This window comes from Celerinatantimonas diazotrophica, assembly GCF_004339545.1.
Classification (GTDB): domain Bacteria; phylum Pseudomonadota; class Gammaproteobacteria; order Enterobacterales; family Celerinatantimonadaceae; genus Celerinatantimonas; species Celerinatantimonas diazotrophica.
Map to the genome: position 1 here is coordinate 327,378 of NZ_SMGD01000012.1, position 19,307 is coordinate 346,684.

General features: G+C 44.1%; 15 protein-coding genes. 10 read left to right on the forward strand and 5 right to left on the reverse strand.

Annotated features, from left to right (window positions below):
• The first annotated feature begins 114 nt into the window (after window positions 1-114).
• Window positions 115-537, forward strand: a complete 423-nt coding sequence (locus EV690_RS07795) for a hypothetical protein (protein WP_131912428.1) — start codon at window positions 115-117, stop codon at window positions 535-537.
• A gap of 137 nt (window positions 538-674) precedes the next feature.
• Window positions 675-1,598 carry an EamA family transporter gene (locus EV690_RS07800; RefSeq protein ID WP_131912429.1) on the forward strand — a complete coding sequence of 308 codons (924 nt, stop codon included), beginning with the start codon at window positions 675-677 and terminating at the stop codon, window positions 1,596-1,598.
• 54 nt (window positions 1,599-1,652) lie between these two features.
• On the opposite strand, the gene EV690_RS07805 is transcribed toward EV690_RS07800, so the two are convergent.
• Both EV690_RS07805 and EV690_RS07810 read right to left on the reverse strand, forming a co-directional pair.
• Complete coding sequence (locus tag EV690_RS07805; protein WP_131912430.1) at window positions 1,653-3,287, reverse strand: ShlB/FhaC/HecB family hemolysin secretion/activation protein; 1,635 nt, start codon at window positions 3,285-3,287, stop codon at window positions 1,653-1,655.
• 11 nt (window positions 3,288-3,298) lie between these two features.
• Window positions 3,299-7,669 carry a two-partner secretion domain-containing protein gene (locus EV690_RS07810; protein ID WP_131912431.1) on the reverse strand — a complete coding sequence of 1,457 codons (4,371 nt, stop codon included), beginning with the start codon at window positions 7,667-7,669 and terminating at the stop codon, window positions 3,299-3,301.
• 297 nt (window positions 7,670-7,966) lie between these two features.
• Between EV690_RS07810 and folE2 the strand changes: the two genes are divergently transcribed.
• The 5 genes from folE2 (at window position 7,967) to EV690_RS07835 (ending at window position 12,129) form a co-directional block, all read left to right on the forward strand.
• The gene (gene folE2, locus EV690_RS07815) at window positions 7,967-8,884 is read left to right on the forward strand and encodes a GTP cyclohydrolase FolE2 (RefSeq protein ID WP_131912432.1); all 918 of its coding nucleotides are present in this window, start codon (window positions 7,967-7,969) and stop codon (window positions 8,882-8,884) included.
• 13 nt (window positions 8,885-8,897) lie between these two features.
• Window positions 8,898-9,458 carry a DapH/DapD/GlmU-related protein gene (locus tag EV690_RS07820; RefSeq protein WP_131912433.1) on the forward strand — a complete coding sequence of 187 codons (561 nt, stop codon included), beginning with the start codon at window positions 8,898-8,900 and terminating at the stop codon, window positions 9,456-9,458.
• A gap of 151 nt (window positions 9,459-9,609) precedes the next feature.
• Window positions 9,610-10,500, forward strand: coding sequence for a metal ABC transporter solute-binding protein, Zn/Mn family (locus EV690_RS07825; RefSeq protein ID WP_131912434.1), 891 nt, complete (start codon window positions 9,610-9,612; stop codon window positions 10,498-10,500).
• Between the two features lie 26 nt (window positions 10,501-10,526).
• Window positions 10,527-11,252 (forward strand): metal ABC transporter ATP-binding protein, encoded by a 726-nt coding sequence (locus tag EV690_RS07830; protein WP_131912435.1) that lies wholly within the window; start codon window positions 10,527-10,529, stop codon window positions 11,250-11,252.
• A gap of 31 nt (window positions 11,253-11,283) precedes the next feature.
• Complete coding sequence (locus EV690_RS07835; protein ID WP_131912436.1) at window positions 11,284-12,129, forward strand: metal ABC transporter permease; 846 nt, start codon at window positions 11,284-11,286, stop codon at window positions 12,127-12,129.
• 178 nt (window positions 12,130-12,307) lie between these two features.
• Here the strand turns inward: EV690_RS07835 and EV690_RS07840 are convergent, their stop codons facing one another.
• The gene (locus EV690_RS07840) at window positions 12,308-13,267 is read right to left on the reverse strand and encodes an aldo/keto reductase (protein ID WP_131912437.1); all 960 of its coding nucleotides are present in this window, start codon (window positions 13,265-13,267) and stop codon (window positions 12,308-12,310) included.
• 486 nt (window positions 13,268-13,753) lie between these two features.
• A complete protein-coding gene (locus tag EV690_RS07845) occupies window positions 13,754-14,953 on the reverse strand; it encodes an aldose 1-epimerase family protein (RefSeq protein ID WP_131912438.1) in 1,200 nt (399 codons plus the stop codon).
• Between the two features lie 533 nt (window positions 14,954-15,486).
• Between EV690_RS07845 and EV690_RS18230 the strand changes: the two genes are divergently transcribed.
• The 3 genes from EV690_RS18230 to EV690_RS07855 all read left to right on the forward strand — a co-directional run bounded on the left by EV690_RS18230 (window position 15,487) and on the right by EV690_RS07855 (window position 18,080).
• Window positions 15,487-15,651, forward strand: a complete 165-nt coding sequence (locus EV690_RS18230; RefSeq protein WP_165872694.1) for a hypothetical protein — start codon at window positions 15,487-15,489, stop codon at window positions 15,649-15,651.
• Window positions 15,652-15,929: 278 nt separating this feature from the next.
• Entirely contained in the window at window positions 15,930-17,180 is a 1,251-nt protein-coding gene (locus EV690_RS07850) for a maltoporin (RefSeq protein ID WP_317986177.1), read from the forward strand.
• 48 nt (window positions 17,181-17,228) lie between these two features.
• The gene (locus EV690_RS07855; RefSeq protein ID WP_131912440.1) at window positions 17,229-18,080 is read left to right on the forward strand and encodes a MalM family protein; all 852 of its coding nucleotides are present in this window, start codon (window positions 17,229-17,231) and stop codon (window positions 18,078-18,080) included.
• A gap of 47 nt (window positions 18,081-18,127) precedes the next feature.
• On the opposite strand, the gene malK is transcribed toward EV690_RS07855, so the two are convergent.
• Window positions 18,128-19,237 carry a maltose/maltodextrin ABC transporter ATP-binding protein MalK gene (gene malK, locus EV690_RS07860; protein WP_131912441.1) on the reverse strand — a complete coding sequence of 370 codons (1,110 nt, stop codon included), beginning with the start codon at window positions 19,235-19,237 and terminating at the stop codon, window positions 18,128-18,130.
• Window positions 19,238-19,307: the final 70 nt, after the last annotated feature.

A 19,307-nucleotide genomic window follows, 5' to 3' on the forward strand; every position in this document is an offset into this window, starting at 1 on the left:
GTCGGGACGTTTGTCAATCTTCGTCAGAAAACAAAGCAGTTGCGACACACATTTCACCGTCAAAATTGCTGTAATAGCTATGTCGGTAAATGATTGTGATGAAGGGGACAAACCATGAAAACTTTTACCAAAGCTGCTTTTATTGTAACTGCTTTAGTTATGTCTGTCGGGGCTTATGCCAACTGGCAGACCAATAATTCGAGTACGCGAACAAATATGAACGTAAATCCGAGAAATCAAAATATGACGCCAATGACTCGGAATCAGTGTCACCCCCAGCAGCGGCTGAATCAGCGGCGTGATTGTGCGGGCCGACCAAATGCGAGGATGGGGAACGCTTATGGCCGCCATATGCGTCATGCTATGAAACATCGGTATATGGGGCAGCCTATGCGCGGTTATCAAACGAATAATGCGAATGGTTATGGTATGGGGCCAAGGATGATGGGGCAAGGGCAAGGGCAAGGGCAAGGACAAGGCATGGGCGGGTATCAGCAGAACAATACGAGCAATAATGCGCCGCAACCCGCAAATTAAGTTTTAAATCCACTCCATTAAAGTGGGGTTGGAACCTATATCGGCTCAACAGTTCATTCACAGGGCTGCAGAAATACATTGACGTTAGCTCATTTGCTCATAATGATAGAGCATTAAGGGATGTTTAAAGGGTGCTGATGTTACTGCGGGACAAACTGTTAGCTCTGTGTATCGTGCTGATCTGGGGCGTGAATTTTGTGGTGATTAAAGTTGGCCTTGAAGGTATGCCATCTCTATTATTGGCATTTTTACGCTTTTTCTTTGTGGCTTTTCCGGCGATCTTTTTCGTCAAGCGTCCGCCAGTGCCATTTAAGTGGTTATTTATCTATGGCATCACCATTAGTTTTGGGCAATTTGCGTTATTGTTCTGGGCATTAAAAATTGGGTTGCCCGCAGGATTAGCATCGCTCATTGCTCAGGTGCAAGCTTTTGTGACGATCATGTTAGGGGCGCTGCTCCTCAAAGAGAAAATTAAGCTCCATAATATCGTGGCCATTATATTAGCCGCAGTTGGGATTTTTATACTGGCGATAGCGCAAGGCTCCAGTGCCCAGAGTGTTTCGCTTTTAGCGTTAGCGTTAGGTGTCGCAGGGGCATCATGTTGGGCGATGGGAAATATTGCCAATAAAGTGATTATGCATAACCATCCAGCCCCAACAATGTCGCTGATTGTCTGGAGCGCACTCGTTCCAACCGGCGCTTTTGCTCTGACATCACTCTTATTTGATGGCAGTACGGTCATGATTGAAGCATTAGAACATATTGCTTGGCATAATATTTTCTCAATCGCTTATCTGTCATTTTTAGCCACTATTGTCGGTTATGGAGGGTGGAGCTTTTTATTGAGCCGCTATGCAACCTCACAAGTTGCGCCTTTGTCGTTACTTGTACCGGTATTTGGTTTGCTCAGCGCTTTCATATTATTAGGTGAAAAGATGAATTTTCATCAGCTCATCGGCGGAGTGATCATTGCTATAGCGTTGGTGATAAATATGTTTGCCCCACGGTTCATACCATCTCTTCGACATGCTCAAGTGATTTGTTCAAATCAAGAAAATTAGGCAAAAATAAAGGAGTGTCGGGACACTCCTTTGGCCTTGATGGGTTATATTGGCTTAAAACTGATAGCCGGCGCTGAACCAAACTCTAGGGTTGCGTTGTTCACTGTCAGAAAGGGCATCGCCACCATCCACTTTCCAAGCAACGGCAGTGGTTAAATTAACGCCATGATAATTGGCTCTGAGACCTAAACCAGCACCGGTTAAACGACGGCTATCGTCGGTGTCGATACCGCCATTTGGCGCATAGCCACTATCAACAAATAGGTAGGGGCTGAGTCCATAAGGTAAATTTTGATAGCGCAGTTCAACTTGTCCCAGTACACCTCTGGCATCCGAACCTTCACCGACTGGGTAAGCTCTGACCCCATCTGGGCCCCCGAGGTAGAAACTTTCTGAGCCATCGATTGTTTGGTGATCGACCCATTGACCTCGCACATGTGCGTAAAGATTAAATCCAGCGCCCACATTTTGTAGTCGTGATAGATCGAGATTCCATTTGGTAAAGCCACTATTTTTTGAGTGGACACCAGTCTCATCAACTTTGATTTTACCTGGGGTCAATGTCAACTGTCCCCATGTCACTCCGCCACCTAATAGCGTGTCTCGGTGGTTAAAATTAATTGCCAGCGGAATACTTTGGCTATGCGCTGTTCGGTCATAGGCGGATAAAATATCATCATCTAGGTGTTTGTATTGATAAGAGGCACTTAATGACAGATTTGCGTTTTCAGAGCGAAGAACGGGATAACTTGTACCTGCGGAGTAGATATCCGCCGTCCCGGTATAGCCATTAAAACCATGTCCTAACTGGTAGTCGGTGTGTGAATAGCCAATGTTTGCCCGCAGTCCATTATAGCTCACTGGGAGTGAGTAGTTGATGCCTCCTAACCAAGTGTCTTCGTTCGAATAAGAACCGGATAAACTTAGCTGGTCACCAACCTTAAATAGATGATTAGCACTTAAAGTTGCATTTAGCCGATATTCGCCTGAATACCGACTGCCATAGTTGTTGACGCCAAACTGTGCATGTACACGTTGCTGTGGCGTAACGGTCACATCGAGATCCCCACGGCCTGTTTGGGTGCCGGGTTTTAAAACAGGCAGCTCATTGACACCGGGTAGATCTTTGATGAGTAATAATTGGCGTTCAAGTAATGAAGACTTAATCACTTCGCCATTTTTTAACGGCTTCAGATAGGGTTTAATGGCGTCATTGAGTGAGGTATCCACCCCTGAGACCGTCACTTGACCATACCGCCCCTCTACGACCTGAATGGTTAGCTCACCGGAGCTTAAGTTTTGTGCCGGCAAGAATGCAGTAGCAAAACTATAGTCATGTTCACGATAATAACGGCTGACCTGATTGGCTAGCTCTTTTAAACCTGCTAAATCAAATGATTTTCCTTGAACAGAACCAATAACCTGCTGGAGTTGCTCATCAGAGTAGATAGTATTGCCAGTGAAATTCACTTTTTTCAGTGCCACCTTCGTTCCTCCTTGCTTCGCTTTGCCAAGCGATTGCCCCTTTAAGTTTAAAGGGAGCGTTGAGGACGGAGGAGGGTTATTTCCACGATTTTGTTGCTGCTGATAAATTAATCCAGCATTCGGTGGTGATGTCGGCGCAGCAACCGCTGCACCCGAGCTCACCAGCACAAACAAATAAGGAAATGATTTTTTAAGACAGTCCATGTATGTTTTCCTTAATTCTCCATAGATTGATTGTTTAACTGTTGGGTTGGTAATAACAAACCACTCCCTACAACATAAAGTGGAGAGCGACTTGAGTTCACTTGAGGGATATCTTTCACACTAGAAACATACTTAACATTCATATGTGACTCATTTTTATTTAAGGGCGTATTTATTGATGAATTAACCGTTTGCCCTGAGAGAGCATGACTACGGGGTTGCTCTAAAACGGTCCGAGTAATGACAACTGTGCGAGGTACGGGATTAATCACCAATGAGCCTGGCTGATAGGTCAGCGTATAGTTAGGATTATTGCTATTGGTCAATGTGCCTTGGGTAATCGCATAAGTTCCAGCATTTTCGCCACTATCTCGGGTTAATTGACCTGTCAGTGATTCGCCTGCAACAAGTCCACAATCGCTGTTAAAATTTCCACAACTCGTCTGATAGGTAAACTCTGGGTCAGGGCTTCCAACCATTTTACTTTGGTTATCTGCACTCACCGTGACTGGGCGAGGGGTAATATCTGCGATTGTCGTGGCAGTTCCCGAATTGAACGAATAGTTTCTAGCATCGGTGCCTCCTAAAGTAATGCCACTGATAGAAACCGTTTTATTCGTTGCTACATTTTTATCACTAAACTGGCCGCGGGCTGATGCGATAGTTAAATTGTCGCCTGCGATCATGCCATTAAAGTGTGCCGAAGATGTATTTAAGCTGGCCACAGTGGTGCCATCGTACACTTTATTTCGGGCGCTGATAGAGACTGAACTCAGTGTCTTGGCGGTGACCTGTACGGTTAAGTTTTTAAGGCTTGAATCAGTGATGATGTCATAACCTTGCTGAGTTGAATAATAATGATTGACCAAGGAGCGAGCCCCGACATTTTTCTCATCTAAGGTGAGATTCCCACTGACCAATGTTGAATCAAAGGTGGAGTGATCGGCCGTATTCCAGTGGATCGCAACGGCTGCGGTGAGTTCGGTTGAACCATTATACACCTGTGTCGCAGACGAATTACTGGTACTTAAAGTGGCGGCTGTTAAGAATGTTCTCAGTAAAGGCGTTGTATGGTCATCATAAATGCGCCAGATAGCACTGCTTCCCCCAGAGCTGGAAATATCCCAGTTAGCATAGGTCGACGCGTTGTGTAAATCGCTATAGCTGTAGCCCTGACCGATAAGTGAATCGTAACCGCTAATCGCATTACCTTGAGCATTCGTCGTTGCATAATAGCTATCACTTGTTGTACCACCATTACCGCTAAAACCGACGAGTCCCCCAACCGTTGCTGCGCCGCTAACGGCTCCAAGCGCATAACTTTGCGAGATTGAGCCACCGTCATTGCCGCCAACTAATCCCCCTACATGATCACTTGCGCTATTGACTGTTGATGTGGCGTATGTCGACGTGATCGTACCCTTATTCCAGCCGACCAATCCTCCAGTATAACGTCCGTTATTACCTGATGTCTCTCCTGTAACAGAGCTTGCAGCATAGGACGTATTGATAGCACCGTGGTTAGAGCCCACAAGGCCGCCAATACTTGTTCCTTTACCCGTCACAGTAGCCACTGAATAACTAGATGATACCGTAGCTTGATTGCTATTATAGCCGACTAACCCACCCAAATTAGCACCACTCGCGCTTACTTGGCCATTTACGGATGTATTGCTAATTGTTCCTTGGTTATAGCCAACGAGCCCACCTACATAACTTGCACCAGAAATATTAATATCTGTCAAAGCTAGGTTTGTGAGCTCACTATCTGCTGAGGTATAGCCAAACAAGCCTGAACCATCATTGCTAGTCTTTATCGTTAGATTAGATATTGTATGGTCTTGTCCGTTAAAGTAACCATCGAAGTTATGGGTAGAGTCGCCAATAGGATCCCATCCTGCACCGCTATTGGCGCTATTACTGGCATAGAAATTATATGCAGCTGATGAACTGTTTAAGTCATTCTCCAACGTAAAGTGATACCCTTTTGAGAGAATCTCACTATTATTGATATTTTGCAGTTGCGACCAGCGCGTGATTTGATAAGGGTTTGCCTCGGTACCAAAACCTGCGTTAAACGCAGTGACATTTTGAATTAAACTACTTGGCGTTAATCCAGATAGATAAGGGAACATGCCTAGCTCATAACCTGCTACTGCATTGCCTCGAGAACCATTGATGCTCCAGATAGAGGTATCCCAGCCAGAATAGGTACTTTGTTGAGCGAGTTCTAATCGTGTTTTACCGACCCCTTGGCTACTATCTGAGTTAATCGTTTCACCGTCGGCATTGGTGGTTGCATAGTAGCTGTTTGTGACGGTGCCGTTTGGTGCGATCCCTGCAGCGCGGCCTGAGTCCTGAGTGGAAATCGTCGCACCAGCGGCATAAGCATGATTGATCGTGCCTTGGTTGTAGCCAGCTATGCCGCCTGCATTGTTAAAGTTGACTGTGGTGGTAGTATCCGTGTAAACATTATCCAAAGAACCTTCGTTAAAGCCAACTAAGCCACCAATATTGCTACCATAATCAAGCCAAGTTTGAACCGTTCCGATGGCAAAAGCTTTGTCTACATTACCATAGTTATGACCAATTAATCCGCCGACACTATAACGTCCGGATACCGTTCCTATCGCATATACATTATGAACTGTCCCTCGATTGATTCCAATGAGTAAGCCTGCATCCTGATAGCCTTGTACTGAGCTGTCCGTTACACCGATATCTCGAACAATTGAATCATTTTTAACTTCACCGAATAAGCCTACATTGCCGTATAAATCGCTACTTATTGAAATATGGCTAACGGTATGGCCAAGGCCTGTTACGATGCCATCTAAGGAGGGAATAATGGCTTCTGTTTGTGTTGGGAGGTTACTTAAATCTAAATCCTCGGCGAGTGCATAATTTCCTTTTCCTGAGGCAAAGTATTGGCGTGCTTCTGCCAGCGAATGGATCAACGAATAGGAGTGACCATTAATACTGAGTGAAGCATTGCTTCCCGAGAGCGTAACCGGAGCGTTAATATTATAATCGGTGCCGTTAGTCACTGTGCTGTTTTGAGTATAGCCCCCGTAATTAAGTGCTAAACCGGAACTATCTCCGCTGGCATTTATCGAGGCATTAATATTGATATTGTTATGGGCGTTCAGTGTTAAGGTGTTGTTACTGCTCCAGCTCACAGCAGCATTGACGTTGATATCTCCCAATTCACTGCCAGTATCCGTTGCTGACGTCGCTAAGGTGACATTGTTAGTACCGAGATTGTTGGAGAGTGTGGTTGCTCCAATGCCGCTACTGGTCTGTGTCGCACTCCCTGAATCAATATTAAAATCGGTCGGGTCGATCAGCCATTGACCAGTTTTTCCTGTTTTGGCAAGTGTGGTGACGTTGGTATTGGCAGCGATTTTCACATGCGCAGCTGAGGTCTCTACAAACCCCCCGTTCCCTTGTTTAGGGGCACTTGCATCTAGTGTTCCTGCAACATTGATGTGACCATTTTTCATATCTCCCAGTAATACAATCTCACCTGTTGCATTACTGCTTAGAGTTTGCGCTTGAGAAATCCCGGTGTGATTGATCACACTTGAAGAGAGCGCATCAGCGGCTTTAGCCGTTAAATAGATTAAGCCACCATTGGCTTTGATGGCACCGCCTTGTTCAATATAGGTATCGAGTAACGACTTATTGACTTGGATCTTAACGGGACCTCCCATATCTAATGTGACCGTCGATCCGGCTCCCATTAAAGTGGCTCCTTTGGGAGTTGTGATATGGCCGGTGTTGATGATCTTCGCTGCGATCATCGCAACATAGCCACCCTCTGCCGTTGTGATATTGCCTTGGTTAATGACGGCATTATTGCTATCACCGGAGAAGGTATAATGGCCTGACATGAAGTCTTTGTTCGAGATCCCCAATGTTGACGTCACAAGTGCCCCGACATTAACTTGGGCATTCTTGGAAAATGACACGCCATTGGGGTTAATCAGAAATACTCGACCATTTGCACTCAGTTGACCGCGAATGGATGAGACTTCGGAGCCGGTGACGCGGTTTAAAACAGCTGAGGAAGAACCAGGTTGTACAAACTGGACTTTATTTTGTTTACCAATTGAAAAACTATTCCAGTTAACAACCATATTTTGACTGGATTGATGAATCGTCATCGACGAGTCGGCCTGAGCGATGGAACCTTGGCCCGCAACGACTTGTCCGCCAGTGGGTAATTCCGCTAAAACATGAGTTGATACGAGAATTAACATGCCGGCCGCTAATTTTAAAACGGATTTCGTTGCGCTTTTTACTTGGCGAGACCCTAGCTCACTGGTAACTTGCCAAACCTGTCGAGCCGCATTCCAAATACTGCGATAGATATGATTCACTGCGTTTACTCCCAATAGTCCCTTCTGGGGGTGATGAATAAGAATGGTGATAAAAAAATTACTAATAGTTTATGCGAAAAACCTCATTTATTCATTGAACATATCATTTACTGCGGCAATGTTCGCATTATTATTTTTTAGAAATAGTCCCTAGTTAGGGAACCAATTTTAGTAAAAGAAATTTAGCTATTTATTGTTATGATATAACATTTCAAAATAAATTGATGTGTTCTAATTTTCGTGTGTTTAGGCGCGCATTACAAAATCATTCAGTATGTTGTAAAGATGGAAATTGAAATGTTAAATATAAATCACCCTATTTTGCCCGATGTGGCGGCGACGCAACGCGCGAGACAACCTTATCCGATCAAATGGGTTGGGATGGAAAAAATCGTTCTACCTATAGTGGTCTCCGGCCCGTCTCATGAGCCGTTGAGTGTCAGTTCTCAAGCCAATGTGTTTGTCAGTCTTGATGACCCGCTGGCAAAAGGTATTCATATGTCGCGCTTGTATCTTAAGTTGTGTGAACATCTAGCCAACCGGCCACTCACTCTTGATTGTCTTAAAACACTGCTTATAGAGCTGATTGAATCGCAAAAGGGAATGAGTCATTCTGCTCGAGTCGATTTATCCTTTGATTTAATCATAGCTAAAAAGGCACTGCTTAGTGAGCAGGTTGGCTATGCAACTTATCCGCTTAAATTGTCGATTGTCCAGATCGCAGATGAGATCAAGCTCAGTGCTGAATTACAAATTATCTATTCTAGTACCTGCCCGTGTTCAGCCTCGTTGTCACGTCAGTTATACAAAGAAACAGTTGAAGAGCGCTTTCTCTCAGATAAAATTGACAAGCAAGCTTTACTGGATTGGTTGGTGAGTGAGCAGGGGACGGTTGCGACACCGCATAGTCAGCGTTCTTTTGCCTATTTGCAGTTAGAGTTTGTTAAAGGCTATTTTCCTGATTTTTCAGTGTTGCTTGAGCATATTGAACAGGTAATAGCCACGCCAGTGCAAACGGCCGTTAAGCGAGCAGATGAGCAAGCATTTGCTAAACTCAATGCCGAACATTTAATGTTTTGTGAAGATGCCGCACGTAAGCTCAAAGCGGCGCTTGAGTCATTTAACTTTATCATCGATTACTGGTTTAAGATTGAACATCAGGAAAGTTTACACGCGCACAATGCGGTAGCGATTGATTATAAAAACCATTTATAAAAGGATAGCAGCCATGCTAAGAAAGAATCCGACAGGCCATTACCCGCAAGTTGCGCAATCAGCTTTTATTGATCCCACTGCGATTATCTGTGGTCATGTGATCATTGAAGATAACGTTTTTGTTGGTCCATATGCGGTTATTCGTGCTGATGAGGTAGCTGAAAACGGAGAAATTGAACCGATTGTGATCAAGTGTGATTCTAATATTCAAGATGGGGTTGTGATCCACTCAAAAGAAGGGGCGGCGATTCACGTTGGTGCTCGCAGCTCAATAGCACACCGCAGTATTGTTCATGGTCCCTGTTATGTTGGTGATGATGTCTTTATTGGCTTCAATAGCGTGGTTTTTAATACTCACATAGGCAACGGCTGTGTCATCCGTCATAATAGTGTGGTTGATAGCATCGATTTAAGCCCTAATTTTCATATTCCACCGATGACGAATGTCAGTGCTGGGTTTGATTTATCGAGTATTGCTAAAGTTCCGCCGCAGTATTCCGAGTTTTCAGAGTCTGTGGTTAGCGCGAATAATGCATTAGTGGAAGGTTATAAAAAAATCTTTAACGAGTTATAAGTAAGATTGTGGTGTCATTGGTCTAGGTACGTTGAAAGCGCAATGAAAACGTTATAACATAACAAAACTCAAAATGAGGACATAGAAGTACTCGGTTTCAATATGCCGCGGGTACTTTGTTTTTATTGCTATCTAAAGGAGTTTGATTTCAATGGTATCTAAACTTGCCAAGTTGCTTTTAGCAACTGCTCTGGCGTTCCCTGCGCTGGCTTATGCGCAGCCACTTAAAGTGGCGGTGAGTGTTGTTCCAGAAAAATATTTTGTTGAACAGGTCGGCGGTTCGCATGTGGATGTTTCCGTTATCGTGCCACCGGGAGCTGAGCCGGACTCTTATGCCCCAAAAGCTGCGCAGATGAAAGATTTGGCTAAAACTCAAATCTATTTTCCAATGGGGGTTCCATTTGAAAAGGCTTGGCAGTCTCGGATCGCCAGTGTGAATCCTAACATGGATGTCGTCCCTGTTTATGGCCGTATCTGTCGTCGCCAATGGCCAGAAGGGGTGGGTGATGATGATGGCGGTTCGGTAAAAACTAAAGGATATCCTTGTCGACCTAGCCGTGGTGACCCACATATCTGGATGTCTCCGGTATTAGTCCGTATCATGGCAGGTACTATTCGTGACACATTGATTGCAAAAGACCCAGCACATGCGGCTGATTATCGTCAGAACTACCGTAAGTTTGCTTTGCACATTGATAAAATTGATAGCGAAATTTTAAAAGCACTGAATAATCCACATGCGAACGAGTTCTTGGTGTATCATCCTGCGTTCGGATATTTTGCACGGGCTTATGGTCTGCATCAGTTACCTATTCAGGTTAACGGTACCGATCCAACACCTGCTCAGTTAGCAAGAGTGATTAATATTGCGAAACAAAAACAGATTAAAGTTGTCTTTGTTGAACCTCAGTTCTCAAAACGAGCTGCTAAAACAATTGCATCTGAAATCGGTGGCCAAGTCGTTGCGGTTGATCCGCTGGCTGCGGATTGGGGTAAAAACTTAGTATCTGTTGCGCATGCGTTTTCTAAAGCGCTGAAATAAGAACGAAATAAAGGAAGAGCGAGCAAATGCCGGTTGCGGTTGAATTTAATGCAGTTAGTTTTGCCTATGAACAATCAATGGTCCTCAAGGAGGCGAGTTTAGAGCTCGTCGAACAAGGTTTCCTATTGGTCTTAGGTCCCAATGGTGGTGGCAAAACAACGTTTGCTAAACTCTTATTAGGGTTAATTCAGCCGACTTCCGGACGGGTGAAATTGTTTGAGCAAGCGCCGCATTGTGCTTTGTCTGATATCGGCTATGTTCCGCAAATAACAGTCACTCAATCGCGTCTTCCGATTCGTGTTTTTGATGTCGTTAACTTTGGTTTGTATAAATGTAAGGGGTTATCACACTCTCAGCGTCGATTAAGAGTGATGAATGCATTACAAACTGTTGGGTTATCTCAATTGGCGAAGCGAAAATTTAGTGGTCTTTCGGGGGGAGAGCGCCAGCGAGTTTTGATTGCTCGGGCGCTGGTTTCATCCCCACGACTGATTTTATTAGATGAGCCAACCGCGAATGTGGATGCTCAATCTAAGGAGCAGATTTATCAGCTATTATCTCATTTAAATGCGCACGCAACGATTGTACTGATTACTCACGATCCCAATACTTCTGCGTTGCCCGTTAGTGATATTGCGTTTATTAATCGCCAGGTTATTCACCATAAAGGCCCTGAACTGACTGAGCAGATGTTGGCACTTTCCTTTGGCACAACTGTTGAGCAGTTACCCCGTTGTGCGAATGATTATTAACAGTTCAAACGCTTAAGAGTATTGCACCGCTATGCATGAATTTTTCTCCTTCACTTTTATTCAACATGCCCTAATGGCGGCAGTATTGGCCAGTATCGCTTGCGGAGTCGTTGGAACCTTAATTGTTATTAACCAACTGGTCTTCTTAGCCGGTGGAGTTGCCCATGCGGCTTATGGCGGTGTTGGCGCCGCTATTACCTTGCGCTTACCGATGTTACCTACACTGTTGTGCTTTACCAGTTCCACTGCTTTATTGATGGGGGCTTTGACAGTAAAACGGCGTGAACGAACTGAGGTGCTGATCGGGGCCATGTGGGCGGTTGGGATGGCGATTGGTATTTTACTACTCGATTTTTCGAATGGTTATAATGTCGATCTGATGAGCTATCTTTTCGGCAGTATGTTGGCGGTTTCATCATTTGATCTGTGGGTAATGGGTTCGGCTGTGGCACTGATTGTCGTGCTGGCTACGATTTTTTACGAAGAGCTACTGATGATCTCCTTTGATATGGAATATGCTCGGACTAAACGCGTGCCTGTTTGGCTGATTTATACCTTGCTATTGTTAATGACCGCCTGTGCCACTGTGGTGTTGATCCGTGTGGTGGGGATTATTTTAACGATCGCATTACTGACCATTCCATCATTTATTGGCATGCGTTATGCTGACCGCTTGTGGAAGATGATGATCGTCGCTGCATTCAGCTCCTTTGTTTTCTGTGTCGGAGGACTGGTCGGCGCTTATTTTATCGATGTGACCGCTAGTGCCGCGATTATTGTGTTAGCGACGCTGACATTAGGGATTATTTTGTTGTTCGAAAAATTATCTGAGTATTGGCAGCGACATAAATTATCAAACGAGCTCAAGCGAGATTGATTCCACTGCATTTGCATCTCTGATATGTGGTTTTTTAGATGCACCTTTTGTTCAGTGGTGCTGGATAACTCAGGCTGGTACTTGTTCATTGCAAATAGTGGCGTACCAGCCTGATATTAGTTGTAATAAGCGACTTTTAACTTAAGTTGGCAAAGCCTACCGTATTAAAAATAGCCTGTTAGGCTGACGGCTCATCACTTGCATCGTTCAATATATTCATGTCTTCTGTACTAAGATTCAAGGTCGCGGCCTGAGCGAGCTGTTCGAGCTGAGCCAGCGATGTTGCACTGGCGATCGGGGCTGTCACGCTTGGGCGATGCATGATCCAAGCGAGTGCAACGGTGGCCATAGGCACGTGGTGAGCATTTGCAACATTTGCCAGTGCTGCGAGAATTTTTTCACCGCGAGGGGTCATGTATTTACCTAAAAAATCTTTACGTGGTGCATTTTCTAAGTCTGCTTTGGTGTGATATTTACCGGATAAAAAGCCGCTGGCCAGTGAAAAATAAGTCACAACTGCCAGTTCGTTGTGCTGACACACGGGCTCTAGTGTCGATTCATAATCACTGCGATCAAATAAGTTATATTCGGGCTGGTGGGCAATGTATGACGGCAGGTTTTCAGCTTTGGCAACGTCAAGTGCTTCGCTGAGCCGCTCGGCACTGTAGTTTGAAGAGGCGATCGCTCGAACTTTGCCATCTTTAATCAGTGTTTCAAATGCACTGAGTGTTTCTTCTATGGGCGTATTTGGATCATCTTTATGGGCATAGTACAGGTCAATATAATCTGTTTGGAGCCGTTTGAGTGATTGTTCAGCAGACTTAACGATGTTGTCTTTTTTAAGGCCTTGAGAACCGTCGCCCATTGTCATCCCGACTTTGGTCGCGAGCACGATTTTGTCGCGTTGCCCTGATTTAGCAAACCATTTACCTATAATCGATTCTGATTCACCTCCCACGTGACCTTCAGCCCACGCTGAATAAACGTTTGCGGTATCAACCATATTGATCCCATGATCGACTAGAGCATCCAGCAATTTAAACGATTGTTGTTCGTCGGCTGTCCAACCGAAGACGTTCCCCCCAAAAACGATGGGTGCTATTTCGATAGTGCTTTGACCTAGCTTACGATATTGCATGTAGATGTCTCCTTGATTGCAAGTGAGTGTTCAGTGCATTTTGTTTGATATTATATTGATTATGTTATTTTCAGTGAATCAACTGTTTTAGCGTTCTCTATATGAATAAAGAGTAAAAAATACGGGGTGTTACTGGTTATGATAAGGTGGTGATAGATACTTTGCACGCACTGAAGATAACTGATACAGATAGTACGGTGGTCGCGGCTTAAGATAGCTGATAAGAGACGATGGCTTTGTGGGTGTTTAGAGATAAAATGACAGTGCTATGGATCATGCAAGCGTGTGACTAGGGCATCATATGAATGTCATGAACAGGCAATGATTCGCAGATCGATTTTGTAGTGCATTAAGGTCATGGTTCCGAATCAAAGTATTTCCGGACCTTGTTTGTTATTTTGCTTTTTCTTTGCTTGTCTTGTTGGTTGACTGCACATTTAGCAAATAGGCATAAAGCCGGAAATGCTCCGACTTTATGCCAACCGATTATAAATTTTCACCTTTGACTAAAGGTTCCTCACGAAGCTCCGTTTTTTGTTTACCTTGAATGGCTTTAACTTCTTTAACTTGTGCTGCTACCGCTTTTTTCCCGTCTAGGATCTGATAGGTCAGATGAAAGTCTTTTTTCTGATGGGCCCCTATCGTTGGCACTAAGTCTAGCGCGCGCTGGTAGCTGCGGTTATACGAGAAACTGGTTCCTGGTTCGATCCCAGTGACATAACCTTGCCCGATGGTATCGGTATTTTTCCACAATCCCAACACAGGGAGTTCATGCACATTATAGTGAATCGCCATGCCTTTGGTTGCATTGCGATTGTGCAGAACGGCTAGCGTGTTCCCCTCTTTATTGGCATATGGATAGATGTTGTAAACCATTTCATCAAAATCACGAGTTGGTCCCAGATAAGTCTGCCAAGTTTTCAAGCCTTGTTTCGCGTAATCATTAAATGGTGAAATCTGTTTAACTGGCGCTTCAATTTTAGCACCAGCTTCCAGGAGTGGCTGAGCAAAGTTGCTGTGATAGATCACCTGGTATTCGTGAGGATAATCCCCTTTGTTGGTCAGCTGATCATGAATTTTGAACTCTTTTTGTCCGGGGATGACACTTAGTTCTGTCCAGGTTTGAAAGTTTACCTTTTTAAACAGTTGTTCTAAGAGTTCCCCCTTGATATGAATGGCATAAGGTGCTTTTTCGTCGACTTTGACAATCACCTGAGTGGCTGGCGTATAGTCAGCACGGCCATGTAAAGTCAACATGACCCCTTTATCCATCCCTGGATGACCGGTCCACTCATAGCCACAGCGTACCATCATCTCATTGAAACCTTCTAACCAACCTAGTCCGTTACGGTCTTCTAAATTAATAAATTTCGGATTGACATGTTGCTCAACTGGCGATTTCCAACCCAATGTTATATCACCGCTTTTGACTTGATAGATATCCATTCCTCGAGTGGGGATGAGGGTGATATTCATGACTCCGTTGTTCACCGTCAGGACTTTCACACCATCTTGTTTCCCGCCATGTAGAACAGTTTGCTCAATTTTAAATGGTTTGGCTGTACCGACGTCTTTGTTCGTTAGAACCCAATGTCCTTGGTTCGTAATATCATATTGCGCTGCAATCGCTGATGTACTCGCCAATGCTAGAATCACGCTGGATGTAAGTACCGACAATTTATTCATAAAGAGCTCCTAGTTATCTTTTAGAGTCATGCTGAATCGATTCAGCAATTTACTACAGTTCATCCTTTCGATTTCGTTATTTACCCTATTGATTTCAGAAAAATTAAAACTTGAAGCTGGTCACTAAATAAACCTGAAATAAAAAATGGCGCGTCAATATCTGATTAATATCACATTTAATAAAATTAATAATAGCGTTGATGTTGTTTTTATCATATATGGTTGAAATTATTTATCTGGATGGTTTAGTGCAATAAAAATAATAGTTATTTTTTAAGGTGTTATTTCTATGGGGTTATCATTTTAATATATTAAGGAGTGGTGTTTTACCGGGCTTTAGTATATTGATGCCCGCAAATAAGTCATTGTTAATAAATATCATTAAATGTAATTAAAACATTTATATTTGTTTTTAGATACTAATTGGAATATCTAAAATACATATTCCAAGTACAGCGTTAGCTTGGTAAGAATGCTGGTTTTGCAAAATATTGCTAATTCTGATCGCTATTAGTGATTTTAGGATTGTTTTTGTGATCGATACTTTCTATAACTGTACCGATGGCATGAAAAAATTCTTGAACCGTGATTTGCTTAAACAAACGTCTTCGAATTTGTTGGCGTTACGCAAGCCTCTTAAACGCAATGGTTATTCCTCCGTCCTTCATCGAACTACGCCCCAAGCCGATAAAATGTGATGCAATTCTAATATGGGCCAAGTTGTTAGTAATAGATCACATAATTTTTGTAAAAAATCCGGCGTTAGACGATTTTTTGCGTGAGCCTCGCGCGGTTAAAGCTGGATAGTCCTCCACCTGAATCCCCCTCTAATTTCTACTCTCTTGGATGATTTCCACCTTGAAATTTGCGCTCATACTCAGCGCGAATGAGGAACCAACTTGCTTGGAATGCAAGTGTTGAGGGCAGGGCTGAACAGCAATAACACCAGCTTTGCCATAACTGAAGGAGAGTGTTTATGAGGCTTCGATTTTTACCTTTAGCTATTGCGGCAACAGTTAGCTTAGCGTCGGCACAAAGTTTTGCTGTTGATTTTCATGGCTATGCCCGTTCAGGAATAGGATGGACTGGTAGTGGAGGAGAACAAGAATGTTTTCAGGCAACAGGAGCAGGTAGTAAATACCGTCTTGGCAATGAGTGCGAAACATACGCAGAAATTGTGTTAGGTGAAGAAGCATGGCGTGATAAAGATAAGAGTTTTTATTTGAACAGTTTGGTGGCTTATTCCGTTAAGCAAGATAACGATTGGGAATCAACTTCTCCTGCATTTCGGGAAATGAATGTGCAAGGGCGGAACCTAATCGATTCATTGCCTGGGGCAACTATTTGGGCTGGTAAGCGATATTATAAACGTCATGATGTCCACATGATCGACTTTTATTACTGGGATATTTCAGGTCCGGGTGCGGGGATTGAAGATATCGATCTGGGGTTTGGTAAATTATCTTTGGCTGTAACACGTAATACCGAAGCCGGGGGCGCGACTAGTTTCATAAATGGGACTGATAACGTGTATAACGATACGTTTGATGTGCGTTTAGCTAATTTGGCTGTGAATAAGGATGGCAAATTAGAGCTTGGGTTTGATTATGGCAAAGCGCGAACCAAAAGTGGTTATCGGTTGGCTAATGGTGCCTCTAAAAATGGCTTTATGCTGACGGCTGAACACACTCAAAGCATCATGAGTGGATTTAATAAATTTGTTGTTCAGTATGCAACTAACTCAATGACGGCTGGTAATGGCCGGAGTAGTGGTGGCTCAGTGAATAATGATGGTCACTTAGTTCGAGTACTCGATCACGGTGCCGTTACTCTGGCTCCTAAATGGGACATGATGTATGTCGCGATGTACCAGAGAAAAAACTTGGACGGTCGTCAAGGAAGCACTTGGTATACCGCTGGAGTTCGGCCAATGTACAAATGGAGTAACGTCATGAGTACATTACTTGAAGTGGGCTATGATCGAGTTAAAGCGCAGGCTGTCAGTGCTACCAATAACCAGATCAAAGTCACTCTAGCACAGCAGTGGCAGGCGGGGAATAGTATTTGGTCACGTCCGGCATTGCGGCTTTTTGTCACTTATGCTGATTGGAATGAAAATTGGGGAATCAGTGGGAACAATGAAGTTGCCGATACGATGACGACGACATACAGCCGGGGTGATGACAAAGAGGTCACTTTTGGCGCTCAGATGGAAGCCTGGTGGTAATGATGACTCGAAGGGCTGTTGATACAGCCCTTTTGAAAGGAGTAACGCATGAAAAAAATCATTTATTGGCCGCTTGGACTGCTCGTTTTCTTTAGTTGCTTGACGAGTGTTTTGGCAGCCCAACCTATTGTGGGCGTCGAGGCTTCAAAAGCTGGTGCTATTGCGCAAAGCTCGTTTGCTAACATTCCTTGGCAACCCGTCCAATTGCCATATCAGAAGCAAGTGGAGCCGTCATTAGCGGGTTCAATATTGGGACGTTCAGTGAGCGGTAAATTTGCGGCACTGGCAATTCCTGCTGACCGTGGAGATTTAACGATTAATTTTGAAAGTGATATTCATGATGGTCAGGTATATGTGCCGAATGTATTGGTCTTAGATGGCCAAAAGATTGCAGAACGGTTTTATCCCGCTCATCTATGGCAGTACCAGCCTGCCGAATTTTTAAATCCAGACCGGGTGGTCGGTCAGATTAAATTGGTTCCTCGTCCTGGCCAGCGCTTTCTCTATATTCTTTTTTACACGGATCAGCGTGATTTGAGCCAGACTACCCAAATGATCGCACCGGCGAAAGCCTTTGCCAGAGGGACTAATCATGCGGTTCCTGACATTCCGGATCCGATTGCCCATCATGTGGCGAATGGTACGCTAAAATTGTCGATTTCCAGTCAGTTAAATGAGCAGATTGGGGCGGTCCATGTAGGGCAAATTAGAACGCCATTAGTGAGCAAAGCATTACCCGAAACGGCGAATTATTTTAAACAAGCTATTAAAAAGGCTGTTAAGCAACGTGATATAGCTAAAGCGATGCAGTTAGAACGGGAAGCTCAGAGCGTTGGGATCACCCAAGCGAAGACATTTTTTATCCAAGCCATTAAAGAACAGATGCCTCCCTCTAAATGAATTAAAGTTCATTCTAAAAAAGTAGGGAGGTGACTCTCCCTATTCCTCTAGAGCCCTGCTTCTTGATGCAAGCGTTGGCATGCCAAACCTTCTTGATTAAATAGATGACACCGATGTAGCGGGAGTCCTACGGCAAATTGCTGTCCTTGGTGAACATCGACAACGTCATTTTCTCGATAAACCAGATAAGCATTGATTTGCGGAATTTCTATATGAATAAGGGTTTCAGGACCTAATTGTTCAACGACTTGAATTTCACCTTTGAGGGTGATGTCAGCAAATTCAGCATTTTGTAAGTGCTCTGGGCGTATTCCAAGTGACATTGCATCGCCAATGGTGACGCCTTCACTTTGCACTGGCAACCAGATTTGCTGTTGGTTGGGAAGCATCACTTGAACTTGGTCAATGGCCGTATTCGTCACTGTGACCGGTATAAAGTTCATTTTTGGGGAGCCAATAAATCCAGCGACAAACCGGTTGACTGGATAATGATAGAGTTCCAGCGGTTTCCCCACCTGTGCAATGTTCCCTTTATCTAGAACCACAATACGGTCGGCGAGTGTCATGGCTTCCACTTGGTCATGCGTGACATAGATCATCGTGCGTTTTAAGCGACTATGCAATTTGGCGATCTCAATGCGCATTTGGACTCGAAGTGCTGCATCCAAGTTGGAGAGCGGTTCATCTAATAAAAAGACGTCTGGTTCGGCGACAAGGGTTCGACCGATCGCTACCCGTTGGCGCTGTCCCCCTGAGAGTGCTTTGGGACGACGGTTAAGCAGGTGAGCAAGCTGGAGTGTTTCGGCAACACGGTTAACTCGCAATGTAATTTGTTCTTTCTGGGTGCCCGCAAGTTTGAGTCCAAACGACATATTATCAGCGACATTTAGATGAGGGTAGAGCGCATAAGATTGAAAAACCATACCGACCCCTCGCTTGGCGGGTGGGACATCATTCATCAGCGTATCACCAATATACAGTTCACCAGAGGTTATGGTTTCCAACCCCGCAATCATGCGTAGTAGTGTCGATTTTCCGCACCCTGAAGGGCCGACAAAAACTATAAATTCTCCATTATTGATTTTTAAGTTAATATCTTTGGAGATCACTGTTTCTCCAAAAGCTTTTGTCACATGATTGAGTCTGAGATCAGCCATTCGTTATAACTCCTTAATTTGGCCGTGCCAGTATGTATTTGGCAAGTTTTTCACTCTTAGATTATGGGCT

Coding starts and splice junctions, on each gene's coding strand:
- EV690_RS07855 (WP_131912440.1), top strand. CDS start 17,229: ATGAAAAAAATCATTTATTGGCCGCTTGGACTGCTCGTTTTCTTTAGT.
- EV690_RS07840 (WP_131912437.1), bottom strand. CDS start 13,267: ATGCAATATCGTAAGCTAGGTCAAAGCACTATCGAAATAGCACCCATC.
- malK (WP_131912441.1), bottom strand. CDS start 19,237: ATGGCTGATCTCAGACTCAATCATGTGACAAAAGCTTTTGGAGAAACA.
- EV690_RS07845 (WP_131912438.1), bottom strand. CDS start 14,953: ATGAATAAATTGTCGGTACTTACATCCAGCGTGATTCTAGCATTGGCG.
- EV690_RS07795 (WP_131912428.1), top strand. CDS start 115: ATGAAAACTTTTACCAAAGCTGCTTTTATTGTAACTGCTTTAGTTATG.
- EV690_RS07820 (WP_131912433.1), top strand. CDS start 8,898: ATGCTAAGAAAGAATCCGACAGGCCATTACCCGCAAGTTGCGCAATCA.
- EV690_RS07805 (WP_131912430.1), bottom strand. CDS start 3,287: ATGGACTGTCTTAAAAAATCATTTCCTTATTTGTTTGTGCTGGTGAGC.
- EV690_RS07830 (WP_131912435.1), top strand. CDS start 10,527: ATGCCGGTTGCGGTTGAATTTAATGCAGTTAGTTTTGCCTATGAACAA.
- EV690_RS07800 (WP_131912429.1), top strand. CDS start 675: ATGTTACTGCGGGACAAACTGTTAGCTCTGTGTATCGTGCTGATCTGG.
- EV690_RS07825 (WP_131912434.1), top strand. CDS start 9,610: ATGGTATCTAAACTTGCCAAGTTGCTTTTAGCAACTGCTCTGGCGTTC.
- EV690_RS07850 (WP_317986177.1), top strand. CDS start 15,930: ATGAGGCTTCGATTTTTACCTTTAGCTATTGCGGCAACAGTTAGCTTA.
- folE2 (WP_131912432.1), top strand. CDS start 7,967: ATGTTAAATATAAATCACCCTATTTTGCCCGATGTGGCGGCGACGCAA.
- EV690_RS07835 (WP_131912436.1), top strand. CDS start 11,284: ATGCATGAATTTTTCTCCTTCACTTTTATTCAACATGCCCTAATGGCG.